Source organism: Syntrophales bacterium (genome assembly GCA_023228425.1).
In the GTDB taxonomy this organism is placed as follows: domain Bacteria; phylum Desulfobacterota; class Syntrophia; order Syntrophales; family UBA2210; genus MLS-D.
Genome location: JALOBE010000001.1, coordinates 150,877 through 175,650 on the forward strand (window position 1 = coordinate 150,877; position 24,774 = coordinate 175,650).

21 protein-coding genes are annotated in these 24,774 nt (G+C 54.4%); 16 read left to right on the forward strand and 5 right to left on the reverse strand.

Annotation, left to right across the window (positions count from 1 at the left end; all coding sequences use genetic code 11):
* Nucleotides 1-8 precede the first annotated feature (8 nt).
* The 3 genes from M0Q23_00715 to M0Q23_00725 all read right to left on the reverse strand — a co-directional run bounded on the left by M0Q23_00715 (nt 9) and on the right by M0Q23_00725 (nt 3,143).
* A complete protein-coding gene (locus tag M0Q23_00715; GenBank protein ID MCK9527170.1) occupies nt 9-1,211 on the reverse strand; it encodes a DegT/DnrJ/EryC1/StrS family aminotransferase in 1,203 nt (400 codons plus the stop codon).
* A gap of 202 nt (nt 1,212-1,413) precedes the next feature.
* On the reverse strand, nt 1,414-2,571 hold the full coding sequence (locus M0Q23_00720) for an iron-containing alcohol dehydrogenase (GenBank protein ID MCK9527171.1): 1,158 nt from the start codon (nt 2,569-2,571) through the stop codon (nt 1,414-1,416).
* A 209-nt stretch (nt 2,572-2,780) separates the two neighbouring features.
* Nucleotides 2,781-3,143 carry a hypothetical protein gene (locus M0Q23_00725; GenBank protein ID MCK9527172.1) on the reverse strand — a complete coding sequence of 121 codons (363 nt, stop codon included), beginning with the start codon at nt 3,141-3,143 and terminating at the stop codon, nt 2,781-2,783.
* A gap of 192 nt (nt 3,144-3,335) precedes the next feature.
* On the opposite strand from M0Q23_00725, the gene rsmG reads away from it, so the two are divergent.
* The 16 genes from rsmG to M0Q23_00805 all read left to right on the forward strand — a co-directional run bounded on the left by rsmG (nt 3,336) and on the right by M0Q23_00805 (nt 21,483).
* Nucleotides 3,336-4,004, forward strand: coding sequence for a 16S rRNA (guanine(527)-N(7))-methyltransferase RsmG (gene rsmG, locus M0Q23_00730; protein MCK9527173.1), 669 nt, complete (start codon nt 3,336-3,338; stop codon nt 4,002-4,004).
* A gap of 97 nt (nt 4,005-4,101) precedes the next feature.
* Nucleotides 4,102-4,872 (forward strand): AAA family ATPase, encoded by a 771-nt coding sequence (locus M0Q23_00735; protein MCK9527174.1) that lies wholly within the window; start codon nt 4,102-4,104, stop codon nt 4,870-4,872.
* Entirely contained in the window at nt 4,872-5,732 is an 861-nt protein-coding gene (locus M0Q23_00740; protein ID MCK9527175.1) for a ParB/RepB/Spo0J family partition protein, read from the forward strand. Before M0Q23_00735 ends, M0Q23_00740 begins: the two co-directional genes overlap by 1 nt.
* 171 nt (nt 5,733-5,903) lie before the next feature.
* Nucleotides 5,904-7,259 carry a chromosomal replication initiator protein DnaA gene (gene dnaA, locus M0Q23_00745; protein MCK9527176.1) on the forward strand — a complete coding sequence of 452 codons (1,356 nt, stop codon included), beginning with the start codon at nt 5,904-5,906 and terminating at the stop codon, nt 7,257-7,259.
* 126 nt (nt 7,260-7,385) lie between these two features.
* On the forward strand, nt 7,386-8,519 hold the full coding sequence (gene dnaN / locus M0Q23_00750) for a DNA polymerase III subunit beta (protein MCK9527177.1): 1,134 nt from the start codon (nt 7,386-7,388) through the stop codon (nt 8,517-8,519).
* Between the two features lie 12 nt (nt 8,520-8,531).
* Complete coding sequence (gyrB, locus tag M0Q23_00755; GenBank protein MCK9527178.1) at nt 8,532-10,940, forward strand: DNA topoisomerase (ATP-hydrolyzing) subunit B; 2,409 nt, start codon at nt 8,532-8,534, stop codon at nt 10,938-10,940.
* A gap of 117 nt (nt 10,941-11,057) precedes the next feature.
* Complete coding sequence (gene gyrA / locus M0Q23_00760) at nt 11,058-13,583, forward strand: DNA gyrase subunit A (protein ID MCK9527179.1); 2,526 nt, start codon at nt 11,058-11,060, stop codon at nt 13,581-13,583.
* Between the two features lie 13 nt (nt 13,584-13,596).
* Complete coding sequence (locus M0Q23_00765) at nt 13,597-14,022, forward strand: archease (GenBank protein MCK9527180.1); 426 nt, start codon at nt 13,597-13,599, stop codon at nt 14,020-14,022.
* A 1-nt stretch (nt 14,023) separates the two neighbouring features.
* Complete coding sequence (locus M0Q23_00770; protein MCK9527181.1) at nt 14,024-15,457, forward strand: RtcB family protein; 1,434 nt, start codon at nt 14,024-14,026, stop codon at nt 15,455-15,457.
* Nucleotides 15,458-15,530: 73 nt separating this feature from the next.
* Nucleotides 15,531-16,496 carry a thioredoxin-disulfide reductase gene (gene trxB, locus M0Q23_00775; protein MCK9527182.1) on the forward strand — a complete coding sequence of 322 codons (966 nt, stop codon included), beginning with the start codon at nt 15,531-15,533 and terminating at the stop codon, nt 16,494-16,496.
* Between the two features lie 72 nt (nt 16,497-16,568).
* Entirely contained in the window at nt 16,569-16,808 is a 240-nt protein-coding gene (locus M0Q23_00780) for a zinc ribbon domain-containing protein (GenBank protein ID MCK9527183.1), read from the forward strand.
* Between the two features lie 70 nt (nt 16,809-16,878).
* Nucleotides 16,879-17,715, forward strand: a complete 837-nt coding sequence (gene lgt / locus M0Q23_00785; GenBank protein ID MCK9527184.1) for a prolipoprotein diacylglyceryl transferase — start codon at nt 16,879-16,881, stop codon at nt 17,713-17,715.
* A 154-nt stretch (nt 17,716-17,869) separates the two neighbouring features.
* The gene (locus M0Q23_00790; GenBank protein MCK9527185.1) at nt 17,870-19,069 is read left to right on the forward strand and encodes an FAD-dependent oxidoreductase; all 1,200 of its coding nucleotides are present in this window, start codon (nt 17,870-17,872) and stop codon (nt 19,067-19,069) included.
* Between the two features lie 127 nt (nt 19,070-19,196).
* Nucleotides 19,197-19,664, forward strand: coding sequence for a ferritin family protein (locus tag M0Q23_00795; GenBank protein MCK9527186.1), 468 nt, complete (start codon nt 19,197-19,199; stop codon nt 19,662-19,664).
* A 65-nt stretch (nt 19,665-19,729) separates the two neighbouring features.
* Nucleotides 19,730-20,125, forward strand: coding sequence for a hypothetical protein (locus M0Q23_00800; protein ID MCK9527187.1), 396 nt, complete (start codon nt 19,730-19,732; stop codon nt 20,123-20,125).
* Nucleotides 20,126-20,190: 65 nt separating this feature from the next.
* Nucleotides 20,191-21,483 (forward strand): 6-phosphofructokinase, encoded by a 1,293-nt coding sequence (locus M0Q23_00805; GenBank protein ID MCK9527188.1) that lies wholly within the window; start codon nt 20,191-20,193, stop codon nt 21,481-21,483.
* A 70-nt stretch (nt 21,484-21,553) separates the two neighbouring features.
* Here M0Q23_00805 and M0Q23_00810 read toward each other — a convergent pair whose 3' ends face one another.
* Together M0Q23_00810 and glpK are read right to left on the reverse strand one after the other, a co-directional pair.
* A complete protein-coding gene (locus M0Q23_00810) occupies nt 21,554-23,125 on the reverse strand; it encodes a glycerol-3-phosphate dehydrogenase/oxidase (GenBank protein MCK9527189.1) in 1,572 nt (523 codons plus the stop codon).
* Nucleotides 23,109-24,671, reverse strand: coding sequence for a glycerol kinase GlpK (gene glpK, locus M0Q23_00815; GenBank protein MCK9527190.1), 1,563 nt, complete (start codon nt 24,669-24,671; stop codon nt 23,109-23,111). The genes M0Q23_00810 and glpK overlap by 17 nt, the downstream gene beginning before the upstream one ends.
* Nucleotides 24,672-24,774: the final 103 nt, after the last annotated feature.

Here is a 24,774-nt window from a genome sequence, read left to right on the forward strand (position 1 = left end):
TCCTTTCTCTACATCGCCTTCGCGGCCGTTTCTATGCCTTTCAGGACGGTTTCCCTGTACTCCTCCGACATTTTGACGGGAATGGCCATGAAAAGGGATCGTCCGAGCAGGTTATCGGCGTAGGGAACATGATCGGCGGAATAATCCACGGCGCCCTTGTATATCGGATTCGTAAAGGGATATCCTTTTGAATTTGCCGTGGCACCGGCGATGAGGTGTTCCCAGCGCGGGGCATAGTGCCAGGCGTTCTCTTTATAGTAGGTAGCATCAACCCTCTGTTCCGCGAGGGCCTTTTGAAACCGTTTCGCCTCAGGAGCACCGGAAAAAGAAAAGCCGATGAAGGTAGCCGCATCTCCGGCAGGATCGACGAGATGCCTGAAGGAAATACCCGGCACTCTGCCCAGGGCATCCTTCAGCAGGGCTTTGTGTTTTCTCTGCTCCGCGAGGATGAAATCCAGTTTCCTCAGCTGTGCCAGCCCCAGGGCGCCCTGCAGCTCGTTCATGCGGTAATTGAAGCCGAGGATGGTTCTCCCCTCAAGGGCCCGCCCCACAGCGGGATTATGATCGTGCCCGTGATCGTGGTACCAGTCGGACCGTTCATAGAGGTGCTTGCTGTCGGTGACGATCATGCCCCCTTCGCCGGTTGTGATGGTTTTGTAAAAGTCAAAACTCATGATTCCCATGTCCCCGAAGGTTCCAAGTTTTTTCCCCTCTATGCTCCCACCGCAGGCCTGAGCGTTATCCTCAAGAACCAGGAGATTGTGTTTGCGCGTGACGGCCAGTATTTCTTCCATCCTCGCGGCCGCGCCGCACATGTGTACCGGTATGACCGCCTTCGTAGCGAGTGACAACCGGTCCTCGATTGCCCGGGGATCAAGGTTGAAGGTGTCGTCAATATCGGTCATGACAGGAATGGCCCCTACCTCAAGAACGGCTTCATAGGTGGCGATAAAATCAAAGGCCGGTACGATCACCTCATCACCGGGCCCTACGTCAAGCGCCGTGAGGGCCACTTTCAGGGCCGCCGATCCTGACGTCACACCCAGGGCGTGGGCCGATCCGAGATAGCCCGCGAAAGCCTTTTCAAATTCGGCAACTTTATAGATGCCCTTCCTCTGGTCATGAAACTCGTAGCGCATGAGAACCCCCGTCTCCATGACTTCCATGACCTCCTGTATTTCCTCCTGTCCAATCAATTCGGCTCCTGCCATTTCTTCCTCCCTGTTACTTGTGATGGTTCCGTAAAAAGTCCAAATGTTCCAAGGGCAGCTTTGTAACTCATTGGAATTGGAAATATTGGGCTCGATTTTCAAAATTCGCCATTTTTCGACTTCTACGCGGACGTCACGTGGGACAAACTCATAAAAATGTTAAAAACGTCCGTGCACCTGCCGGAGCGGAGCATCCCGCGCCTTAATACGCGTCGTGGTAAATCTCCATCGCATCCTGCACTGAAAGGTTCCGAGGGTTATTCGCCAGCGGTCTCGCGACCGTCATGGCCTCCTCCGCAAGTCCCTGGAAATCATCTTCCCCGACACCCAGCGTTTCCAGGCTGCTGTCGACACCACAGTCACATATAAGGTCTTCCACCGCGGCAACGGCACAGAGCGCGGAATCCCGCAGGGTAAGTTCATCAACTGCCTCTCCCATAGCTTCGGCAACGGCGGCAAATTTCTCCAGGGCTCCGGGCAGATTAAAGCGCATCACCGCTGGAAGCAGTACCGTGTTCGCAAGACCGTGGGGAACTCCGTAGCGACCACCGAGAGGATAGGAGAGGGAATGGACGGCCGTGACCCCCGCGTTCGCAAGGCCGAGACCGGCATAGAGGCTTCCCAGCAACATCGCCTCTCGGGCGTCGATATCGGAACCGTTGTGAACACAGGTCCTGATATTGGCGGCAATAAGCCCGATCGCCTCCAGGCTGAACATCTCGCTCATGGGACTCGCCTGGATGGAGGTCAGGGACTCTATGGCATGGCAGAGAGCGTCGATTCCCGTGGTGGCCGTTACATCCGGGGGAACGGAGAGCGTCAGCAGAGGATCCAGGAGCGCCATATCCGGATAAAGGAAAGGGCTGTTCATGCCTTCTTTTTTCTTCAGGTCCTTCCTGATAAAAACAGAGGTGAAGGTAACTTCGCTACCCGTACCCGCCGTGGTGGGCACCATGATTTTCGGAAACCCCGGCCCCGGAACGCGGTTTAAACCAAGATAGTCAACGGCCTTCCCGTTGTTTCCCGCCACAACCGCTATGGCTTTGGCCGAGTCCAAGGCACTTCCGCCGCCAATGCCGACGACGATATCCGCCTTCGCCTTTTTGGCCCGCTGTGCTCCTCGGTCGGCTGTTTCAAGAAGAGGCTCGCCGTCTATTTCGCTGTAAACGACAGCCTTCAGACCATCACGTCCCAGGATTTCACGAACCCGGTCGGCAAGCCCCGCTTCGGCAAGACGGGCATCCATGACAATAAAGGGGCAGGAACCGCGCAGTTCCCCAACGGCGCCGGCGAGGCCTTCAAGGGAGTCCCTTCCGAAGACAATTTTTTTCGCTCCACAAAAAGTAAACAGTCCACTCATGGTTTTCCCCCTCGTTTCCGTGATACTATGCGCCTCGATAGTGTAATCACTATCGTGCCTGTGTAAGATTCCCCCCGGCGAATGTCAAGGTTTTTGTTCTTTCAGTATCCCCGAGGCTCTGCCCCGGCCGTACAGTTCGACCCGGCGGCATATGACCCGTATGATATTCACGTCCCGGGCAAAAAGCCCGGTCCGGGAAAAGAAATTCCTCAAACCCGGACAATCCGGTTGTCGGCCGGCAGGGGGGCAACAATTTCGGCAAGTTCCGTCGAGGGCACCATGGACTGCCGAAGATGTGAACTGCCGACCCCGGCTGTGGTCCCCAGAATGAACTGAAACGAGGCACGTGCCTCTCTGAGGGACGACACGTACCGGATGCGCTCGACCACGTCGAGAGCGGCATGAATCGCCATCTTTGCACTTTCTTCCACATCGATGTCGAAGGGATCCATCACGATAAGTTTTTTAATGGCCATATTCTTCGCGCAACATGCGACGGAACCGATGTTTCCCGAATACGTGGGCCGGTTCAGGATAATCTTGATATTGCGCATGGTTACACCTCCTTTCATTGTTCTTCTCCCGTCCCGGTTTTTCTTCGGTTGCCACGGAACTTCCTGTAGCTTATTATCACCTCCGGGACAATGAAGTCCGGAGGTGCTCCGTCTCCCGCCCGTGTATCGCGCACGCGTCGGGAATCGATCGGCGCCACGCCTGTACCGCATTGCGAGTACCTGGAACATGTCCGCAAGGAGGACGGAACTGTGGAATCCTGGGAAGACATCTTCAAACAAGCCGTTCAGGCCATTGCCTGTCCTCTCACGGAGGACCGGCTTCGCCTCTTTAAACTCTTCCGCACAGAGCTTCTTACATGGAACAGGAACATGTCCCTTCTTTCCCTGAAAACCCCCTACGATCTCCCGGTAAAGCATTTCGCCGACTCGCTCACGGTACTCCCCCTGCTGAATGACACCGGCGAGGAAAGGACGCTTCGTCTCCTCGACCTGGGCACAGGTGCCGGTTTCCCGGGAATTCCTCTAAAAATAATGAGAGAATCGCTCTTTGTAACCCTCGTTGACGCCTCCCGTAAGAAGACGTCCTTCCTGAAGCACGTCCTGCGCACGCTGGACCTGGAACGTGTGACGGTCATCAATGCCCGGATCGAAACCATTGTCGAGGGCCGGGCCTCCTATGATTACGTTGTTTCGCGGGCAACCTTCTCCCTGGCGGAACTGATTACCGTGGCCCACTCCTTCCTGTCGCCGGGAGGAACGCTTATCAGCATGAAAGGAAGCCCCTCCGGCGATGAAGTGCAGCGTGCCTCCGAGGTGCTCTCGGAACTTGACATGGAGGGTATGGAACGACGAGAAATCACGCTCCCGCTGGTCAACGGCAAAAGAACACTGTTTCTTATAAGGAAAATAAGGACCTGAGGGAGCGGGAAATTTGACCTTCTCTTGGGGGCCGTTTTGTGGTAGTATCTGTTATCATTTCCGTCTTACTCAAGCAACGAAAGAATGTTTCTGAAACGTGGGAAAAATCATAGCCATCGCGAACCAGAAAGGCGGCGTCGGAAAGACAACGACGGCGATCAGTCTGGCGGCCGCCCTGGCGGCATCTGACAAGAAAACGCTCCTTATCGACGCGGATCCCCAGGGAAATGCCACGAGCGGTGTGGGTGTCAACAAGAACGAGATCAAAAACAACAATCTGTATCACGCCCTTATCGGCAGCATAGATCCCCGGAGAGTGGTTACACCCACCGCCGTTCCACTGCTTGACATCATGCCTTCAAACCAGGATCTGATCGGCGTGGAAGTGGAATTTGTATCTTTGAAAAACAGGGAACATAAACTCAAAAACATACTCAGAAACATTGACAGCCTTTATGATTATATTATAATCGATTGTCCACCATCCTTGGGGTTTTTAACGGTAAACTCCCTTGTGGCGTCCGACTCTCTTATTATTCCACTGCAGTGTGAGTATTTTGCCCTGGAGGGGTTGGGTCAGCTGTTAAACACGGTCAGACTTGTTCAGCTTCGATTGAATCCTTCTTTGTCACTGTCTGGAATTCTGCTGACGATGTTCGATGTGCGCAACGGCATTTCCCATCGCGTTGCGGAGGAAGTCAGGAAATATTTCGGTTCGAATGTTTTTTCCACGATAATTCCGAGGAACGTACGGCTTTCGGAGTGTCCAAGCCACGGTTTGCCGATAACGCTTTACGACAGCACATCCCGCGGGGCCCGTTCCTATGTCCGGTTCGCAGAGGAACTCCTCGCTGACGGGAGAGCATGATGGCACGACGAAACACGCTGGGAAAAGGCCTTGGAGCCCTGTTTTCCGATCTCATGGAGGAGGGAGCACCCGGACCGCGCTTTTACATGTGCGGTATAGAGGAATTAAAGCCCAACACCTTCCAGCCCCGCCGTTCCTTTAACGGAGACGAGATCGGAAGCCTTGCCGATTCGATCAGAACGAGCGGTATGATACAGCCCATCGTTGTCAGAAAATTGTCACGGGGTTACGAAATTATCGCGGGAGAGCGCCGCTGGCGCGCCGCGCAGAAGGCAGGACTCCGGGAAGTTCCCGTTATTATCCGTGAGGCGACGGATCGAGATCTTGCCGAATGGTCGCTTATCGAGAACCTGCAGCGGGAGGAGCTGAATCCCATTGAAGAGGCCGATGCCTACAACCGGTTGATAACTGCCTTTCGGCTGAGCCAGGAAGAAATCGCGCGGCGGGTGGGAAAAGACCGGTCAACCATAGCAAATGCTCTCAGGTTGCTGAAGCTTCCCAGCCGGATCAAGGAAGCCCTGGTGGACGAATCCATATCGGCCGGACATGCCCGGGCGCTTCTTACCCTCGAAACGGCCGCCCATCAGATGAGTCTCCTCAAGGAAATCATCGACAAAAAACTGTCCGTACGGGAAGCCGAGCAGCGGGCGAGGCAGAGGCAGAGACAGGGAGATACGGACAAGAAACAGGACCCGAAGGATTCCGCGCTTCAGGACCTGGAAACGATGCTGTCTCAAAAACTCATGGCCCGGGTTACCATAAAACCGAAAAAGCGGGGCGGTTCACTTGAAATTCGATATCTGTCAACGGATGAACTGAACAGAATCATCGATTTCATAGCCTCCATGGATCCCCAATAGCGCCGTGTAGCAACTGATTCTTCGAAGAAAAACCCGCTGCCTGAAGCGCCGGGGTCGTGCTGTCCGGAAGAACCATAACGCTGGACACGACGCGAGAACAGGCATCAGAACGGATAGAACGACCACGTATCAACACCTGTTGATAAGACTGTTGATAGGATTGCAGGAACATTGGAAACCATCTGGCTTGAAAGTATCAAAATTATTAAGGAAAATATAACGAAGCAAAACTTCGAAACATGGATAAAACCAATCAAAATCGTTTCTCTCGAAGACAATACGGTAACTCTGTCGGTGCCAAATAAATTTTTCCGGGACTGGATCGTCGATAATTACTATCCCATCATATCTGACGCGATTTCGACCGTAACCGCCACGGCGGCATCTGTTTCATTCGCCATACAGAAATCCTTCAAAGGCGATAACGCTCAGAAGATTACACCGGTTTCCGAGGAGGGATCGTCACCTCAGGACAGATCCCCCGCACACCAGAGAATGCTGTCGTCCCTGAATCCTCATTACAGCTTTGAGCGGTTTATTGTTGGAACATCAAACCAGTTTGCCCATGCGGCGGCCCGCTCCGTAGCGGAACAACCAGCCCACAATTACAACCCCCTGTTCATCTATGGAGGTGTCGGTCTTGGGAAAACCCATCTTATCAACGCCATCGGCCTCCTTACAGTCGCTCTTTACCCGAAAAAACATGTTCTCTATGTTTCAGCCGAGGAGTTCATGAACGAACTTATCAACTCTATACGGTATGACAAGATGCCCGAATTCAGGGAAAAATACCGGAAGATTGATTGCCTTCTCATCGATGATATACAGTTTATAGCCGGGAAAGAACGGACCCAGGAGGAATTCTTCCACACCTTTAATACCCTTCATGACTCGGGTAAGCAGATTGTTGTTACAAGCGATAAGTTCCCAAAGGAAATTCAAAACCTCGAAGCCCGCCTCTGTTCACGTTTTGAATGGGGCCTCATAGCCGATATCCAGCCGCCCGAAATGGAAACACGGATTGCCATCATACGAAAAAAGGCCGCTGAAAATGCTATTGTCATTCCCGATGACGTTATTCATTACATCGCCTCTGTGGGTGATTCAAACATACGGGAACTGGAGGGTATCCTGACGAGGATAGCCGCTTTTTCCTCCCTGACGGGAACTGAAATAACGAGCGAGACCATACGGGATGTTATGAAAAAACTCCTGAAGCATACGAAAAAACAGGATCTGACCGTTGAAGATGTGGTCAAGGTAGTGGCTTCAAAATTCAACATAAAAATCGCCGACTTGAAATCACAGAAAAAAAACAAGGATGTCGTGCTCGCTCGCCAGGTCGCCATGTTTCTGTCCCGCAAAATAACGAGCGCATCCTTTCCTGATATCGGTTCAAAGATAGGAGGTCGTGATCACTCAACGGTCATATATTCAAACAACAAAATTAAAAATCTGCTCACCCGCGATGGATCTCTGAGAAGCATTGTTGAGGATATTGAGGAAACACTACAAAGAAAGCACTGAACCATCAACAGAACAGGAGATAGGAAAAAACAGTAATTTCGCGTGAGAGAGACGGTTTTCAAGGCTATCAACAGATTCTACTACTATTACTATTTTTTTTAAAATTATAAAGAATAGGGTGATGAAATGGAATTTACTGTGGATCGGCATGTGTTTCAGGAAGCTGTTCAAAGGACCCTGGGAATTGTTGAACGGAAGACGACCATACAGATTCTCAATAACATTCTTATCAAAGCCGGTGACAGCATGATTCGAATTGTAGCGACCGATCGGGAGATAGGCCTTGTCGCCGACTATGAAGCACGCATCCTGTCGGGGGGAGAGATTACCCTGAATGCTAAAAAACTACATGAAATGGTTCGTGAAATGGATGGTGACACGGTTTTTTTCAAAACAACGGAAAACCATCAGGCCCATATCGTGTCCGGTAACGCCGAGTATCGCATGTCGGGAATATCGGCTGAGGAATTCCCGGAAGTTCGCCTGGAGGACGATGTGTCATTCTTTACCCTTCCAGCGAAATTTCTCCGGAATATGATCCTTCAGACCTTTTATGCCGCGTCTGCCGACGAAAACAGGTCGAGCCTCAACGGAGCTTTTTTTAAGAAAGAGGGCAAGACCTGTGAGATGGTTGCCACCGATGGCCACCGTCTTGCCCTGGTGCGCCGGGACATCCCTTCTGATCACGAGCGGATTGATGATGACAGTACTGTTGAGGGCGTTATAATCCCGAGAAAAGGTCTGAATGAAATTCGAAAGATGGTCGAGGATGGAGAAGGAACCGGTACGGTGGATGTGGGGATCCGGAATCATGTCTGTGTGGTCAGGCAACAGGGCTCCATGTTACGGGTCAGCCTTGTCGATGCCCAGTATCCTGACTACAGGCGCGTTATACCGAAGGACAGGGGCGTTTCCGTTCGGATAGAGAAGAAAAAAATGATGCAGTCGCTGAGGCGGATGGCCGTTATGTCGACGGAACATTTCAGCGGTGTCGTCATAACACTTCGTGACGGAAGCATGAAGCTGAATTCAACAAATCCTGATCTGGGGGAAGCGAATGAGGAACTAGACGTCGATTTCAAGAACGGAACCTTTTCAGTAGGTTATAATATTCGATACCTGATCGAGAGTATCGAGGGTATCGACAGTGATGTGGTTACCTTTGAAATGAGGAGTACGGGAGGGCCGGGCGTTGTCCGGATTCCCGATGATGAGACATACCTGGGCATCATCATGCCTATTACAATACAAGGAAAATAAGAGGAAAACGGCGTGTCTGAAGGATATCTTGCTGATAATATTAAAGTACTTGGAGGACTTGAGGCGGTTCGCAAGCGTCCCGCCATGTATATCGGAAGTACATCGAAAGATGGACTCCACCATCTTGTCTACGAAGTCGTGGATAACAGTGTTGACGAGGCTTCGGCGGGGTACTGCGACAGTATCGAAGTCAAAATCAGGATCGACAACAGTATCATGGTGAGTGACAACGGACGAGGCATCCCTGTCGATAGGCACAAGACTGAAAACGTCTCAGCCGCGGAGGTTGTCATGACGAAACTTCACGCGGGGGCAAAGTTCAGTAACGACAGCTATAAAATATCCGGTGGCCTGCATGGTGTCGGCGTCTCTGTGGTGAATGCCCTGTCCAGTTCACTGGAACTCGAAATCTGGCGGGATGGCAAGGTGTACCGCCAGGAATACGAGCGGGGTGTCCCGCGGGCGCCACTGAAAGAAACGGGCACAACTCGCCGGCGGGGAACGAAAATCACCTTCACGCCGGACAAAGACATATTCGATAATATTGACTACAGCTTTGATGTATTGTCCAACCGTTTGAGAGAACTTGCCTTTTTGAACCGAGGAGTAAAAATTGTTCTGAAGGACGAACGGAGCGAGAAGGTAAACGAGTTTTTTTACAAAGGAGGAATTGTCTCTTTTGTTGATTACCTGAACCGAAACAAAAAACCGCTTCACAAAAAACCGATCTATATCAGTGGGGAGCGTGAAGACTTCCAGGTCGAACTGGCTCTTCAATACAACGATTCCTACATGGAAAATGTGTTTTCCTATGCCAACAGTATCAATACTACCGAGGGCGGGACACACCTTATAGGATTCAGGTCTGCCCTGACGCGGGTGATCAATTCTTATGCTTTCAGTGCGGGACTTCTGAAAAACGGAAAGATGTCTCTCAAGGGTGAGGATGTGAGGGAAGGCCTGGCCTGTGTTATCAGCGTCAAGTTACGGCAACCACAGTTCGAGGGTCAGACAAAGACGAAACTCGGAAACAGCGATGTCAAAGGTCTCGTTGAAGCGGTCGTGTATGAGAAAATGAGCGTTTTTTTTGAAGAAAATCCAGCCGTGGCCCGCCAAATCGTTTCGAAGTCAACCGAGGCCGCCCGTGCCCGTGAGGCCGCCCGCCGCGCCCGGGAGCTTACACGAAGAAAATCGTCTCTCGAAGTATCGGCCCTTCCGGGAAAACTGGCTGACTGCCAAGAGAAGGACCCGGCTCTCAGTGAACTGTATATCGTGGAGGGTGATTCGGCAGGCGGATCGGCAAAACAGGGCAGGGATCGCCGGAACCAGGCCATTCTTCCCCTTCGAGGTAAATTACTCAATGTCGAAAAGGCACGATTTGACAAAATGTTGGGAAACAATGAGATCAAGGTCATCATCACCGCCCTGGGAACGGGTATCGGTGAGGATGATTTCGATATAAGCAGGCTCAGGTATCACAAGGTAGTTATCATGACCGACGCCGACATTGACGGGCTGCACATACGAACACTGCTGCTCACCTTCTTTTTCCGGTACATGAGGGAACTTATCGAACGGGGTTTTCTCTATATAGCCCAACCGCCTCTCTTTCGGGTCCTGGACAACAAAAAAGTCATATATATCGGAAACGAGGAGGAAATGGAGCGGTATATTCTTGAAAACGGCGTCCGGAAAGCACACCTGGAGAATGAAAGCGGCGTTCGCTTGGCCGGTTCCCGGCTTCTTGCGATACTCAGAAAGGGAATGCGGATCGATACTATTCTCGACAAGTTCCACCGCACGGGAAAAAACAGGAGGGTCGTTGAACTCCTGGCCGGAGACCCCATTTTTTCTGTAACGGATTTTTCCGACCGCGATGTTCTGATGAAACTGGGAAAAAGAATAGCCGGCGCTATCGGCGACGAGGTCCGGACATACTGGACAGAGGATGATCTCGAACATGGCGGCTGGAGACTTCTCTTCAACATCAGGGAAAACGGAAGCGACAACATGACCTGGATAGACAGGGATATTTTTGCGCAGCCGAAATTTGCGGAAACGCGAGCCCTCCTCAAACAGACGGAACCGCTTGGCGAACCTCCCTACCGCGTCTTTGAAGGAACGCGAGCCGACGATGCTTCAGGGACTCCTGTTCACACGATGAAACAGCTCATCGACTCAATTGTCCGGATCGGTAAAAAAGGATTCTCCCTCCAGCGCTACAAAGGTCTTGGTGAAATGAATCCCGAGCAATTGTGGGAAACCACGATGGACCCCGAGCGTCGAACCCTGCTCCAGGTAAAGATTGAAGATGCCGTGGCGGCGGATCTGATTTTTTCAACCCTCATGGGAGATCAGGTCGAACCGAGACGAGAGTTTATTTACGAAAATGCCCTGAACGTGTCAAATCTTGATGTGTAAATGCCTGAGCGGGGTTGAGCGTCGAAGGCAGGCCCCCCGACGGATGGGGGGTGTCCGACCTTCGGGCACGCCCCCCTGTACCGTGGGGAGGAACAAGGAGGAGAGGAAGAAAAAGGAATGGATCAGTTAAAGCAGCGGAAACTTCCGGTAAACATAGAAGATGAGATGAGAAAGTCCTACGTGGACTATGCCATGAGCGTCATCATCGGTCGGGCCATCCCCGATGTGCGGGATGGATTGAAACCCGTTCACCGCAGGGCGCTTTTTGCCATGGCTGAACTGGGGAACCGATGGAACAGACCATACAAAAAATCGGCTCGTATTGTCGGTGACATCATTGGTAAATATCACCCTCACGGTGATTCCGCCGCCTATGACACCATTGTCCGGATGGCCCAGGATTTTTCCATGCGTTACCCCCTCGTCGATGGCCAGGGAAATTTCGGTTCCATCGACGGCGACCCACCGGCGGCCATGCGCTACACGGAAATCCGGATGGCCCGTATCGCCGAGGAAATGCTCGCCGATATTGACAAGGACACGGTAGATTTTAATCCTACATACGACGAAGCATTGGAGGAACCAACGGTTCTTCCCGCCAAAATCCCCGAGCTTCTTCTGAATGGTTCTTCGGGAATCGCCGTCGGTGTCACCACAAATATTCCCCCTCACAATCTGGTTGAGGTCTGCGACGGTCTCATCGCTCTCATCGAGAATCCGGCACTGACCGTCGAGGAACTGATGCGGTACATACAGGGTCCCGATTTTCCCACCGCCGGTTTTATCAATGGCCGGGGGGGGATTGTTTCCGCCTACCGGACGGGCCGGGGCATAATCCGCATACGGGCCCGCGCTCTCGTTGAGAGGAACGCCAGGAGCGACAAGGAAAGTATCGTTGTCACGGAACTGCCCTACATGGTCAACAAGGCGTCACTCATAGAAAAAATTTCCGCGTTGGTTAAAGAAAAGAAAATCAACGGTATAACCGACCTTCGGGACGAGTCCGACCGGGAAGGCATGCGGGTGGTCATCGACTTGAAGCGGGATGAGATGTCCGGTGTGATTCTCAACCAGCTCTACAAGCAGACCTCCATGGAGTCCACCTTCGGCATCATCATGCTGGCCATCGATCAGGGAAAGCCGGCGGTTCTTAACCTCAAGGAAATACTTCAGAAATTTATAACATTCCGTAGAGAGGTGGTGACGAAGCGAACACGTTTCGACCTGGCCCGGGCCCGGGAACGCCTTCATATACTGGAAGGTCTCATTATTGCCCTTGACGCCATCGACGAAGTGGTGGCGGCCATACGGGCATCCTCGAGTCCACAAGAAGCACAGACACGCCTTATAGCAGGCTTCGGTCTCACCGAAACCCAGGCCAAGGCCATTCTTGACATGCGCCTGCAACGGCTTACCGGTCTTGAACGAGATAAAATCAGGGAAGAACACAGGGATATCGCGGCTCTGGTACGCGATCTCGAAGGTATTCTGGCCGATGTCGGAAAAATAATGAACATCATAAAGGAAGAACTGGAAGATATCAAAAAGCGCTTTGGTGATGCCCGGCGAACGGAAATTGTCCACGACAGTGAAGAAATCGATATCGAAGATATGATTGTCGAAGAGGACATGGCCGTTACGATTTCTAACCAGGGGTATATAAAGCGCAATCCCATCAGCCTCTACACAAGCCAGCGCCGGGGCGGCAAGGGGAAAATGGCTATGGGGACGAAGGACGACGATTTTGTTGAGCGGATATTCATTGCCTCCAGCCACAGCTACATTCTCTTTTTCACAAATCAGGGCAGGGTGTACTGGCTCAAGGTATACCAGATTCCTCAAGCGAGCCGGGCGGCAAAGGGCAAGGCCGTGGTCAACCTTATCGACATCGCCAAGGATGAACGCGTTACGGCGGCTCTTCCTGTCAGGGATTTCGTCGAAGACAGGTATGTAATCATGGCAACCCGCCGGGGCGTGGTGAAAAAAACGGATCTTCTCGCCTACTCGAACCCGCGGGTCGTCGGTATTATCGCCCTCACGCTGGATGACGGCGACGAGCTCATCGATGTTCATCTGACCGACGGCGAGCGGAATGTTTTCCTTGGGACGCAACAGGGGTATTCCATCCGGTTCAAAGAGACCGATGTGCGACCCATGGGAAGGACCGCCCGTGGTGTGATGGGTATTCGCATGGATCCCGATGACCAGGTGGTGGGAATGGAAATTCTGTCCGGCGGCAAATCGATCCTTACCGTTTCAGAACGGGGGTTCGGTAAACGGACCGACGTATCTAAATATCGGCTCCAGCGGCGGGGAGGCAAGGGAATCATAAACCTCAAGACGACGCCCCGGGTCGGCCCCGTAACCCGTGTCCTGCAGGTTGCCGACGGCGAGGATGTCATGCTTATCAGTAATGCCGGCAATATCATTCGATTGAAGGTAGAGGATATTTCACTCCTCCATCGGAGCACCCAGGGAGTGAAACTGATCGATCTCGATCCCGATGAGCGGCTTGCGGGCCTGGCCAGTGCGGAGCGGGACGAAGAATCAGACATCGATTCTGAAGAAACTGACGCCGGGGAGGATACGGAACTGGAAGAAGACTTTCCCGGCGCCGATACGGGACCTGACGAGACGGAGTGACAAGGGATGTGACATGGCGCACCCTCCTTATACAATCACAGATCATACGGCGGACCTGGGCCTGGAGTTTTACGGAACAGACCTGGAGGATCTTTTTGAAAATGCCGGGGCCGCCCTCACGGCCTGCATGACTGATCCGGAAACCCTTTCTTTCAGGGAAGAATATTTTTTTTCTGCGGAAGGGGGAGATCGGGAGGAACTCATGGTCAATGTTCTGCGAGAACTTCTTTATCTCGCCAATGGCCGTGGTTTTTTGACTAAACGGGTTATCATCGACCACCTGGATGAACACCGTTGTTCCGGCCGGGTCCTGGGGGAGACCTTTGACGCCGACCGCCATGCTATCACACAGGAACTCAAAGCCGTCACCTACCACGGGGCCCGTGTCACCGGCGGCGATGCGGGTGGTTTGAAAGGGCAGGTGATTCTTGATGTCTGACATTACCATCGAACAAATAGATGAATTCCGGTGGAAAATACCGGCCCGGGGAGGTATGCGCGTTCCGGGGCTGCTCTATGCGAGCGAACGCCTGATGCGGGACATACGAAAGGAAGAAAGTCCCCGACAGGTGTCCAATGTGGCCCATCTTCCCGGTATCCAGGGCGCCTCCATGGCCATGCCCGACATGCACTGGGGATACGGGTTTCCTATCGGCGGCGTGGCAGCCTTTGACCTGAACGAAGGAATCGTATCCCCCGGCGGGGTGGGATATGATATCAACTGCGGAGTTCGGCTTCTGGCGACTAACCTGAAGTACGAAGAAATTCAGCACGATCTGAAATCCCTCGTTGTGGCGCTCTTCAACACCGTTCCCAGCGGCGTGGGTTCCCGGGGAACTATCCGCCTGACTCGGGGAGAAGTCAAAAAGGTTCTTCGGGAAGGCGCCCAATGGGCTGTCGGACACGGCTACGGAACACCGGAAGATCTCACGGCCACGGAAGATGGAGGTGTCATGGAGGGCGCCGATCCGGACTGTCTCAGCGACCGGGCCCTCGAGCGTGGGCTGGACCAGCTGGGCACCCTGGGGTCGGGGAATCACTTTCTTGAGATAGAAGTAGTCGATCAGGTATACGATCGTGAAGCGGCCCGGGCGTTCGGTATCGAACCGGGACAGGTTGTGGTCATGATCCATTCGGGATCACGGGGACTCGGCTATCAGATCTGTGACGAATACCTTGCGCGGATGGTAAAGAAAAGGCAGTCACGGGACTTCGACCTTCCAGACCGCCAGCTTGCCTGCGCTTACATCCAGTCCGGGGAAGGAAGGGAATACCTTGCGGCAATGGCCTGCGCCGCCAATTATGCCTGGGCCAACCGACAGGTTCTCATGCACCTTGCGTCCAAAGTATTTCAGAGCGTTCTCGATCGCTCACCCCGGGATATGGGCATGCGCCTGGTCTACGATGTGTGTCACAACATCGCCACCATCGAGGACTGTCTCGTCGAGGGTGTTGAAAAGCGTGTGTGTGTTCACCGTAAGGGAGCAACCCGGGCCCGTCCCCCGGGGCATCCCGCTCTCCCCGATCGCTACCGGTCGGTGGGTCAGCCCGTTCTTATACCGGGAGACATGGGGTCCGGCTCCTACCTGCTTGCCGGAACCGAACAGGCCTGGCGGGAAACCTTCGGCAGCACCTGCCACGGGGCGGGGCGGGTAATGAGCAGGACTCAGGCGAAAAAAGTGAGCGCCCGAAGGTCCGTGGCGGCTGACCTGGAGAAACAAGGCGTTATCGTCATGGCCTCGGGTAGAGGAACCCTTCGGGAGGAGATACCGGAAGCCTATAAAAACATTCATGAAGTCATCAATGTCGTTCATGAGGCGGGACTTTCACGGAAAGTCGCCCGCATGAAGGCCGTAGCCTGTATCAAGGGCTGACCGGTTCGCGCAACGACAAAGGTCACCGACAATAGCCGGCGAAAGCGGAACCACGCAAAAGAGGAGTGGATACATGAATGATAGCACAATACCGGATGATGTGTTTGACTGTCTCATTATAGGAGCGGGGCCGGCGGGCTTGACGGCGGCGCTGTACACCTCGCGGTCGGCCATGAAAACACTGGTTCTGGAAGGATCATCCACCGTGAGTCAGGTTACCGTCACCGATATAGTGGAAAATTATCCCGGCATTCCCGAGGTGAACGGTTTTGAACTTCACCACAGGCTCCGGACGCAGGCCCTGAGCTTCGGCGCGGAGGCGAGGGCGGAAGATGTCCTTTCGCTTGAAAAAACGTCTCTGGGAGCCGTGGAAGGGTGGACGATCAACACCAATCTCGCGTCATACCGGTCTCTGTCGGTCATTGTCGCTTCCGGGGCCCGGTGGAGATCCCTCGGCGTTCCCGGCGAAGAAGAATTCATCGGCAGGGGTGTGTCCTACTGTGCCACCTGTGATGGTCCCTTCTATCGAAACCGGTCCGTGGCCGTTGTGGGAGGGGGTAACACGGCTGTCCAGGAGGCGCTGTATCTGACGAAATTTGCCGACAGGGTAACCATCGTGCATCGTCGAGACCGGCTTCGGGCGTCGGCGATTCTTCAGGAACGAGCATCCGCGAACAGCAAGATCGATTTCTGCTGGGACGGTGTTGTGGACAGGATCGAAGGAGATACCGGTGTCACAAGGCTTCGGGTGAAGAAGCTCAAAGGTACCGATGCATACATAACTCTTCCCGTGGAAGGAGTATTTATTTTTATCGGCCTGGATCCCCTGACAGATTTCATCAGGGGACTTGTAACCACCGACGGAGGTGGTTATATTGTTACCGACAGTCAGATGCGAACGTCTGAGCGGGGACTTTTTGCGGCCGGTGACTGTGTAGTCAAACCGTTTCGGCAGATCGTAACCGCCTGCGGAGACGGAGCCACGGCCGCCTACCAGGCGGAACTCTACGTGGATGAACTCCGGGACCGGTCATATTGAAATCCCTCTGAGGAAGAAGACACGGTGCTTGTGACAGGACTGTCCATACTGTTTCGGGAGGGGAGAAGGGCCATGCCAATTTACGAATATCGATGTGAAGCGTGTAAAAATGATTTTGAACGGCTCGGGTCGATGCGGGATCGGGACTGCGACGTTGAATGTCCTCTCTGCAGCCATGTAGGTGCGGAAAAACTGATGTCCCGGTGCAGGTCGAAAAGAGAACCGTCATACTCAGATTTTTCGGGGATGAGTGGTTCAGGAGGCGGCGGATGTGCCGGTTGCGCCGCAACGTCCTGCGGTACCTGCAAGTAGGTCCCACACCACGATGCCTCGTCATCCGCCCCTCACGGAGAGGGTGGGGAGAGGCTGTGAGTGACGTCTGATGGACGAACTCCTGCAACGCTGGCAGAACCTTCCCGCGTCGATCGATCCGGTCCTGATCAGCGTCGGCTCCTTTCAGCTTCGGTACTACAGCCTCATGTACCTGGCAGCCTTTCTCTGTACTTACCTGCTTGTGATGTACAGACTCCGGACAGAAAGGTACGGATACTCAAAGGAAACAATTCAGGATTTTTTTATCTGGGCAATTGTGGGACTCCTGGTTGGAGCACGGCTGGGCTATGTTCTTTTCTATGACGTGTCCTATTTTGCCGTCCGTCCCCTGGAGATAGTTCTGCCTTTTACATGGTCCGGCGGGTTCAGGTTTACCGGTATAAGCGGGTTGTCGTATCACGGTGGAGCGCTGGGTGTTTTCCTGGCGACTTTTTTCTTCTGCCGCCGCCGGAAAGTTCGGTTTTTCAGGTTCATGGATCTCATTGTATCCGCCGTTCCCTTGGGATATACTTTCGGGCGGGTCGGGAATTTCATCAACGGGGAACTCTACGGAAGGGTCACCACCGTTCCCTGGGGCATGTATTTTCCCGCGGACGTGACGAAAAGCCTCCGTCATCCCTCACAGCTCTATGAGGCTTTCTTCGAAGGCCTGCTTCTTTTTGCTCTTCTCTGGTCAGTGAGGAAGAGGGACTGGAAGGAGGGTTCGATCCTTGCCCTCTATGTGGCAGGGTATGGAACCGTTCGCTTTTTTATTGAATTCTTCAGAGAGGCCGATGCCCATCTCGGATTGTTGTTTGGTTTCCTGACCATGGGCCAGGTTCTGTGCCTCGTAATGGTTGCGGGAGCCACTGTATGGATTCTGATCTGCAAGCGACAGAAAACATAACGTAAGGGAGGAACAAACCATGGGGAAACGACTGGTTATTATCGGAGGAGCCGCCGGTGGCCCTGCAACGGCGGCTGAAGCGAGGCGGCGGGACCCATCGTTGGAAATACAGATATTTGAGGCGGGAGAGTTCGTTTCGTACGGGGCCTGACCGATGCCCTATTACATCGGTGATGTAATCAAGGAAGCCGAGGGGCTCGTGGCCAGAACACCGGAGGAATTTGCCGCGTCGGGCATTCATGTGCACCTCAAAACAGCCGTTGAAGCGATCGAACCGGACAGGGGTGTCGTCAGAACATCGAATGGAAAATCCGTAGCCTATGACACGCTCGTTGTGGCAACGGGAACCAGGGCGGTCATGCCCGGTATACCCGGCGAGAACCTGGAGGGAATTTTTGTTCTCAAGAATCTTTCCGATGGTATCGGGATCAAAACCTGGCTTGAAAAAAGACAGTGCAAAAAGGCGGTTATCGTGGGAGCCGGGTTCATCGGCATGGAATTGGCGGAGGCCTTTCGCATGAGGGGAATCGATACCACCGTGGTTCACCGAGGTACCCTGCCCGTCAACCGGTGGGATGACGAGTTGTCCCGGTATGCCCTCGATGAACTGTTGCGCCACGACGTGTCATTCATAATGGAAACCATGCCCCGGGCCGTTGAGAAGGAATCGGACGGAAGGCTTCGACTGCTGACTACAGATGGGGAACTGACGGCGGATATCATTATCTTCGGCCTGGGTGTCAGGCCTGAAACAACCCTGGCTGCGGAAGCCGGTCTCGCCTTGGGATCGTCGGGCGCCCTGAAGGTCAACTTCTCACAGAGAACGGCCCGGGAAGAGATATTCGCCGCCGGTGACTGTGCCGAGGTTTTCCACAGGATCAGTAAAGAATGGATCAACGTTCCCCTGGGGGACGTCGCCAACAAACAGGGCCGTGTAGCCGGGAGCACCATAGGCGGTTATCCCATGCGTTTCCCCGGTGTGGTAGGAGCGCAGAGCTTCAAGCTTTTCGGGTTGGAACTGGCTGCCACGGGCATCGATGAAAGCGAGGCTCGCAAGAGCGGCTATGATCCTGTAAGCAACATCACCTGGGAGACTTTCAGCTCTCCTACTATGGCCGGCCGGACACGGATGGGCCTGAAACTGACGGCGGACCGCTTTACGGGACAGCTCCTCGGGGCCCAGGCTGCGAGCAACGGCGGTGCGGTGGGCAGAATCAACACCCTGTCGGCCTGTCTCTGGGCCGGGATGGATTTAGACGAAATAGGGTACCTTGATTTCGCCTATTCTCCACCCTACGGTGGCGCCTGGGATATAATTCACCGGGCCGCCCAGACATTGAAACGAAAGCTCTGACATCGTGCCGGCTGGGGTATGACGGTTCCAGCGTCCGGAAGCGGCTGGAGGACCTCTTTAACAAAGGACCGGCTTGATTGCCGCCGCTTCCTACACGAACATCAACCGAGGAGAAAGGAGCATTGTGATGAAAAACAGGAAGCTGGATGACGTCATCGACATCGCGATTGAGAGAGAAGAAGAAGCCTGCGCATTTTACCGGGATCTCTACAGCCGGGTCGAGGACGAAACGGCACGGGAAACGCTTGACTTTCTTTCGAAGGAGGAAAAAAAACACAAGGAGTTCCTCATGCAGTACAAGGCCGGTACAGCTGGAAGCGGCGGTCTCAGAATGGTCGAATTCATCGACTACAAAATAGCCGAACACCTCGATGCTCCGGATATTGAAAAGAACATGGAAAGCAAGGATGTCTACCTCGTCGCGGCCCACCGGGAGCTCAATTCCTATACCTTCTACCGGTCACTCGCCGACTTGCATCCCCGGGGAGATGTGAAGAATATGCTGTTGCGGATCGCTTCTGAAGAGATGAAGCACAAGGAGAAAGTAGAATACCTCTACAGCAATACAGCCTTTCCCCAGACTGCGGGAGGGTGATTTTTGTCAGAAAACGGAAAGGAGCACTCCCTGAACAGCGGAACGGTGTTTCAGGTGAAACAACAATGACATGGGGGGGGGATAACGACGAAAGACACGCCTGGGAAAGCCAGTTTCGGCACACCGTTTCCCTCCTGCTCGGGCAGGAGCTTCCGACTCTCTTTGAAGCGCTTGACGGGCGATCGAAGGATTTGAACCTCCCAGTGACGTTCGGTGGCGCCCGGACCGAGGAGTGGGCCTTTGTATGCCGTATGTTCCGTGTCTACCTGGAGCACATGACCCTGATGGGAAGGAAGGGCTACAGGGCCATGACGGCGGGAACCAGACGGTCTGTAAATACCCGGTTCGCCGACGGTTTGGTAGTGACCGAAGACTACCATGGTCACTCCATGGACGACACCATCCTTGCAATGTCCCTCGCGGACAACTGGATGAGGACCTCTGCCGCAGGGAAACCGTGAAGCGTGACACGGTAACGGCGGCCGTGCCGCTGTGTCACGCGTTATACACGATAGGAGGATATACCATGGCAACCGTTCCTGCCGTTAGTACCGATCCGGAACATATCACTCCCGCCATACAGCGGCTCCGCTCAGGAGGTCTGAGGGTGGGCATACTGCATTCGGGCGGCCCGGCCCCGGGTTCGAACCGGGTTCTTGCCGGGGCTGCCAAACAGTTTCTGGACCGGGGTGTCCAGGTAACAGGATTTTATAACGGCTTCGAATTTCTCCAGGAGGTGGACCCCTTTAAGCTCGTTCCGGGAAAACATTACGCTACCCTTACCCGGGAGGTGATTTCCGATGTTCTCGACGTGAACAGCTTTTATCTGAAAACATCCCGGGCCAATCCCGGCAGAGGCATCACCGCCCCCGACGACCTGAAGAATCCGACAAAAACAGAAAAACTTGTCAACGTCCTCAATGCGTTTGAATATTTGAAAATAGGCGCCGTCATTTCCATCGGCGGCGACGACACCCTCAAAACAGGAAATTATCTCTATGAAATAGCACTGTTACGCCAGGAGAACATGCCCGATATGTGCTTTCAGGGCTCCATAGTCCATGTTCCCAAAACCATCGACAACGACTATTTCGGCATTCCCTGGACCTTCGGATTCTTAACCGCCTCCGAAGCGGCGGGCAGATCGGTACGGGGCCTCTATGACGACGCGAAAGCCACGAACTGTTATCATGTGGTGGAACTCATGGGACGAAGGGCCGGATGGTACACCGCGGCGGCCAGCATCTTCGCACGGGGAACCAAGGCCGTTATCCCCGAGGACTACGAGGGCCGGGCTTTTGTCATGGCCCATGAACTGGCGTCAGACCTTCTGGAAATCGTCCTGAAGCGGGAAAAAATAGGTAAAGGGTACGGTGTGTTCTGTATCGCCGAAGGGCTGGCCGACATGTTGCCGCCGGAAGACAGGGAGCACATTGAACAGGATCGCCACGGCAACCCGCGATTGGCGGAGGCAAAAATAGGCGACCGCATCGCCCGGGAACTCAGCCGCCTCTACAGGGAGACGGGCAGGGAAAAAAGCTTCAAACCCCAGCTGGTGGGTTATGAAACCCGCCAGCATTCCCCGTCGCTGTACGATGTCCTGCTGACGTCCCAACTGGGAGTGGGCGCCTTCCGTTTGATCGAACAGGGACGGAAAGGTGAAATGGTGACCGTGCGAGACAACCTCGAGATCGACGGCATACCCTTCAGCGAGCTCATAGAACCTGATTCCCTGCTCGTACGAAACAGGAACATCGACAGGAATGGCGATTTTTACAGACTGCTGAGATCTCTTGAAGAATCGTTTTCGCAGGATTGACGGCATCCTGCGGGAAGTACGGCCCTGCACCGGTTCTCCGGGCGCGACCGGGGCGGAAACGACGGATACGTCATGTCTCACCCGGAAGATATCCCCGGGCGAGGTCCGTATATTCCCTGACCTGGTTTTTCTGCCACTTCCTGGAGAGCTTCAACTCTCCGGCCATTATTTTGGCCGTTTCCGGCGCCATCCTGATGCTGGCCCTGGCGTCGAGAATCAACGCCCTGGTTCTCCGGGAGAGAACATCCTCTACGGTCCGTGCCATTTCTTTTCTCACCGCCCAGACCACCTGAGCTTTCAGTACAGGTAACGCGGGGTCAAGCGGGTCGGCGAGAGCTGGATTACCCTGAATCATCCGTCGAAGGGCAATAATGTCGGATCCATATGAACTCAAAGGATCCAGGGGATCGAGATGCTTCAGCCAGCCATGAATCCGCAGATTCGTCGTTGCGCTCGGGCGTTCCTCCAGACCCGCCACGAGAGCGGCCTTGTTGATGGTATCCTCTCCCATTTTGCGATAGGTGGTCCATTTTCCCCCCGCCAGGGTTACCAGACCCGAAGGTGAAACGAGCACCTTGTGGCTTCGGGAAATTTCTCTCGTCGGTGTGCCTCCGTCAGGCGGGGCGGCCAGAGGCCGCAGACCGGCGAAAACGCTGAGCACATCACTTTCGGTGGGTACTTTTTCAAGGTATTTTCCGGCCGTATTAAGAATAAATTCAATCTCTTCGTCAAGAGCCCTCGGTTCCAGGTCGGCCTTTTCCACGGGCGTGTCCGTGGTTCCCACAACGACCTTACCCTGCCAGGGGACGGCGAAAAGAACCCGGCCGTCATCGGTGTGGGGAACCATGATTGCCGTGTCACCGGGGAGAAACGTTTTGTCCACGACAAGATGGACCCCCTGGCTCGGTTTGACCATGTCTTCGGCGGCGGGGTTATCCATTTTCAGTATGTCATCAACAAAAACCCCCGTCGCGTTTATAACGACCCGGCTATATATTTCGAGTTCCTTCCCTGTTTCCATGTCCCGGGCCGTGACGCCGTTCACCATGTCACCCGCTTTGAGGAGTCCCGTGACTTTCATGTAGTTGAGGGGAGTGCCTCCTTTTTCCGCCAGCGTCTGGGCAAGGTTGACGGCCAGGCGCGCGTCGTCGAACTGCCCGTCATGGTAGACGATACCCCCCCGGAGTTCCTTCGTCCTGAGAGTGGGGATGGCCGCAAGAGCTTCTTTTCCGGAGAGGCTTTTCGAGGGGCCCAGCCCCAGCCTGCCTGCCATGACATCATACACTTTCAGGCCCACCCGGTAAAAAGGGCCGTCCCACCAGTCATAACTTGGAACGACGAAACGCTGGTTGGCTACCAGGTGGGGCGCGTTTTGCCTGAGCAGCCCCCTTTCGTGGAGGGCTTCGATGACGAGAGACACGTCACCCTGCTGCAGATACCGTACGCCGCCGTGTATGAGCTTGGTGCTGCGGCTTGATGTTCCCTTGGCGAAATCGGATTGTTCGAGCAGCAGACAGCTGTAGCCGCGGGCGCTTGCATCGATTGCGACGCCCAGACCCGAGGCTCCGCCGCCGATGACAATGCAATCCCAGACGTCGTTCCAGGTTTCGACCTTCGCGAGCAGGTCATCTCTGTTCATCATGATTGTGTCTCTCCCGTGAAGAGTCGTTGCATTCCAGGGGGTTCCCGGTCGGGCTTCCGATTGACAGGCAGGCGACTCCGGCCAGGGCGCGCCGCCAGGCATTCAGGGATTCCCGTGTCCGCGTCGAGTCCGTCGAGGGATAGAAAACCCTGTCTTTCTTCCAGTTTGTTTCCAACTCGTCGATGCCGGAATAGAAACCGACGGCAAGACCCGCAAGAGATGCGGCACCGAGGGCTGTTGTCTCCGACACGACGGGCCTCACCACGGGAATTCCCAGGATGTCCGCCTGGAACTGCAGCAGGGTGTCATTGGAGGCCGCGCCTCCATCCACCCGGAGCTCCTCTGCTTCAATTGCCGAGTCGATGATCATGGCGGAAACGACGTCGTGGACCTGGAAGGCGATGCCTTCAAGGGCGGCCCGGGCGATATGGCCCGCCGTGGTCCCCCGGGTTATGCCCGAAATGGTTCCCCGGGCGTAGGGATTCCAGTGTGGGGCTCCGAGACCGGTCAGGGCCGGAACGAGGACGATACCTCCGTTGTCGGGAACAGACAGGGCCAGCGGTTCAATATCCTCGGATTTCTTGATGATTCCCAGTCCGTCGCGAAGCCATTGAACCACGGCTCCGGCCACGAAAATACTGCCTTCCATGGCATAGGCAGTGGTACCGTTTCCGGTAAGGGCAACGGTGGTCAATAGATTGTTCCTTGATTGTACACGCCGCGCGCCGGTGTGCATCATGACGAAAGCCCCTGTCCCGTAGGTGTTCTTTATCATACCTCGCTTCAGGCAGACCTGTCCGAACAGAGCCGCCTGCTGGTCACCTGCGATTCCGGCAATGGGAATTGCCGTGCCGAAAAACGCGGGGTCTGTTTCACCATACACCTCGCTTGAAGACACCACCTGCGGCATCAACGGCGCGGGTATGTCCATGAGCGAGAGAAGCTCCCCGTCCCATTCAAGGCGGTTGATATCGAAGAGCATGGTTCGACTGGCATTTGTCGTGTCCGTTACATGCGCGCGGCCGCCCGTCAGGTTCCAGACAAGCCAGCTGTCGACGGTTCCGAAGGCAAGGATTCCCGCTTCTGCTTTTTCCCGGGCTCCGGGGACATTCTCCAGGAGCCAGCGCAGCTTGGTTCCCGAAAAATAGGCGTCGATAACGAGACCGCACTTGTTGTGTACCAGAGCTTCGTACCCCCGGTTTCGAAGGGTTTCACAGAAGTCAGCCGTTCGGCGGTCCTGCCAGACGATGGCATTGAAAACGGGAGCGCCTGTTGTTCGATCCCAGAGTATGGTAGTTTCCCGCTGGTTGGTAATCCCGATGGCGGCGACACTGGCGGCTGAAATACCGTTCCTGTCGAGAACCTCTCTGGCTACGGTGATTTGTGATTCCATGATCTCCCGGGGGTCATGCTCAACCCACCCCGGGTGTGGATAGTACTGTTTGAACTCTTTCCGGGCAACGGCGACAACCATGCCCGACCGATCGAACAGAATGGCTCGTGAGCTTGTTGTTCCCTGATCGAGGGCGAGGATGTAGTTTTTCATTGACCAACCCGGCATTGCATCTTTTCAGTGACGGTCATCACCTTCAGGGTGTGTAACCGCGGGCCGATATGTTCCGCCGGAGCCCGTCCCCGAGAGCGGACTC

Excerpts from the sequence above, each read along its gene's own strand:
- gyrA (MCK9527179.1), top strand. The coding sequence starts at position 11,058 with ATGGATCAGTTAAAGCAGCGGAAACTTCCGGTAAACATAGAAGATGAG.
- M0Q23_00790 (MCK9527185.1), top strand. The coding sequence starts at position 17,870 with ATGCCCTATTACATCGGTGATGTAATCAAGGAAGCCGAGGGGCTCGTG.
- M0Q23_00720 (MCK9527171.1), bottom strand. The coding sequence starts at position 2,571 with ATGAGTGGACTGTTTACTTTTTGTGGAGCGAAAAAAATTGTCTTCGGA.
- trxB (MCK9527182.1), top strand. The coding sequence starts at position 15,531 with ATGAATGATAGCACAATACCGGATGATGTGTTTGACTGTCTCATTATA.
- M0Q23_00765 (MCK9527180.1), top strand. The coding sequence starts at position 13,597 with ATGGCGCACCCTCCTTATACAATCACAGATCATACGGCGGACCTGGGC.
- glpK (MCK9527190.1), bottom strand. The coding sequence starts at position 24,671 with ATGAAAAACTACATCCTCGCCCTCGATCAGGGAACAACAAGCTCACGA.
- dnaN (MCK9527177.1), top strand. The coding sequence starts at position 7,386 with ATGGAATTTACTGTGGATCGGCATGTGTTTCAGGAAGCTGTTCAAAGG.
- lgt (MCK9527184.1), top strand. The coding sequence starts at position 16,879 with ATGGACGAACTCCTGCAACGCTGGCAGAACCTTCCCGCGTCGATCGAT.
- M0Q23_00715 (MCK9527170.1), bottom strand. The coding sequence starts at position 1,211 with ATGGCAGGAGCCGAATTGATTGGACAGGAGGAAATACAGGAGGTCATG.
- M0Q23_00780 (MCK9527183.1), top strand. The coding sequence starts at position 16,569 with ATGCCAATTTACGAATATCGATGTGAAGCGTGTAAAAATGATTTTGAA.
- M0Q23_00795 (MCK9527186.1), top strand. The coding sequence starts at position 19,197 with ATGAAAAACAGGAAGCTGGATGACGTCATCGACATCGCGATTGAGAGA.
- M0Q23_00740 (MCK9527175.1), top strand. The coding sequence starts at position 4,872 with ATGGCACGACGAAACACGCTGGGAAAAGGCCTTGGAGCCCTGTTTTCC.
- M0Q23_00800 (MCK9527187.1), top strand. The coding sequence starts at position 19,730 with ATGACATGGGGGGGGGATAACGACGAAAGACACGCCTGGGAAAGCCAG.
- M0Q23_00725 (MCK9527172.1), bottom strand. The coding sequence starts at position 3,143 with ATGAAAGGAGGTGTAACCATGCGCAATATCAAGATTATCCTGAACCGG.
- M0Q23_00805 (MCK9527188.1), top strand. The coding sequence starts at position 20,191 with ATGGCAACCGTTCCTGCCGTTAGTACCGATCCGGAACATATCACTCCC.
- M0Q23_00810 (MCK9527189.1), bottom strand. The coding sequence starts at position 23,125 with ATGATGAACAGAGATGACCTGCTCGCGAAGGTCGAAACCTGGAACGAC.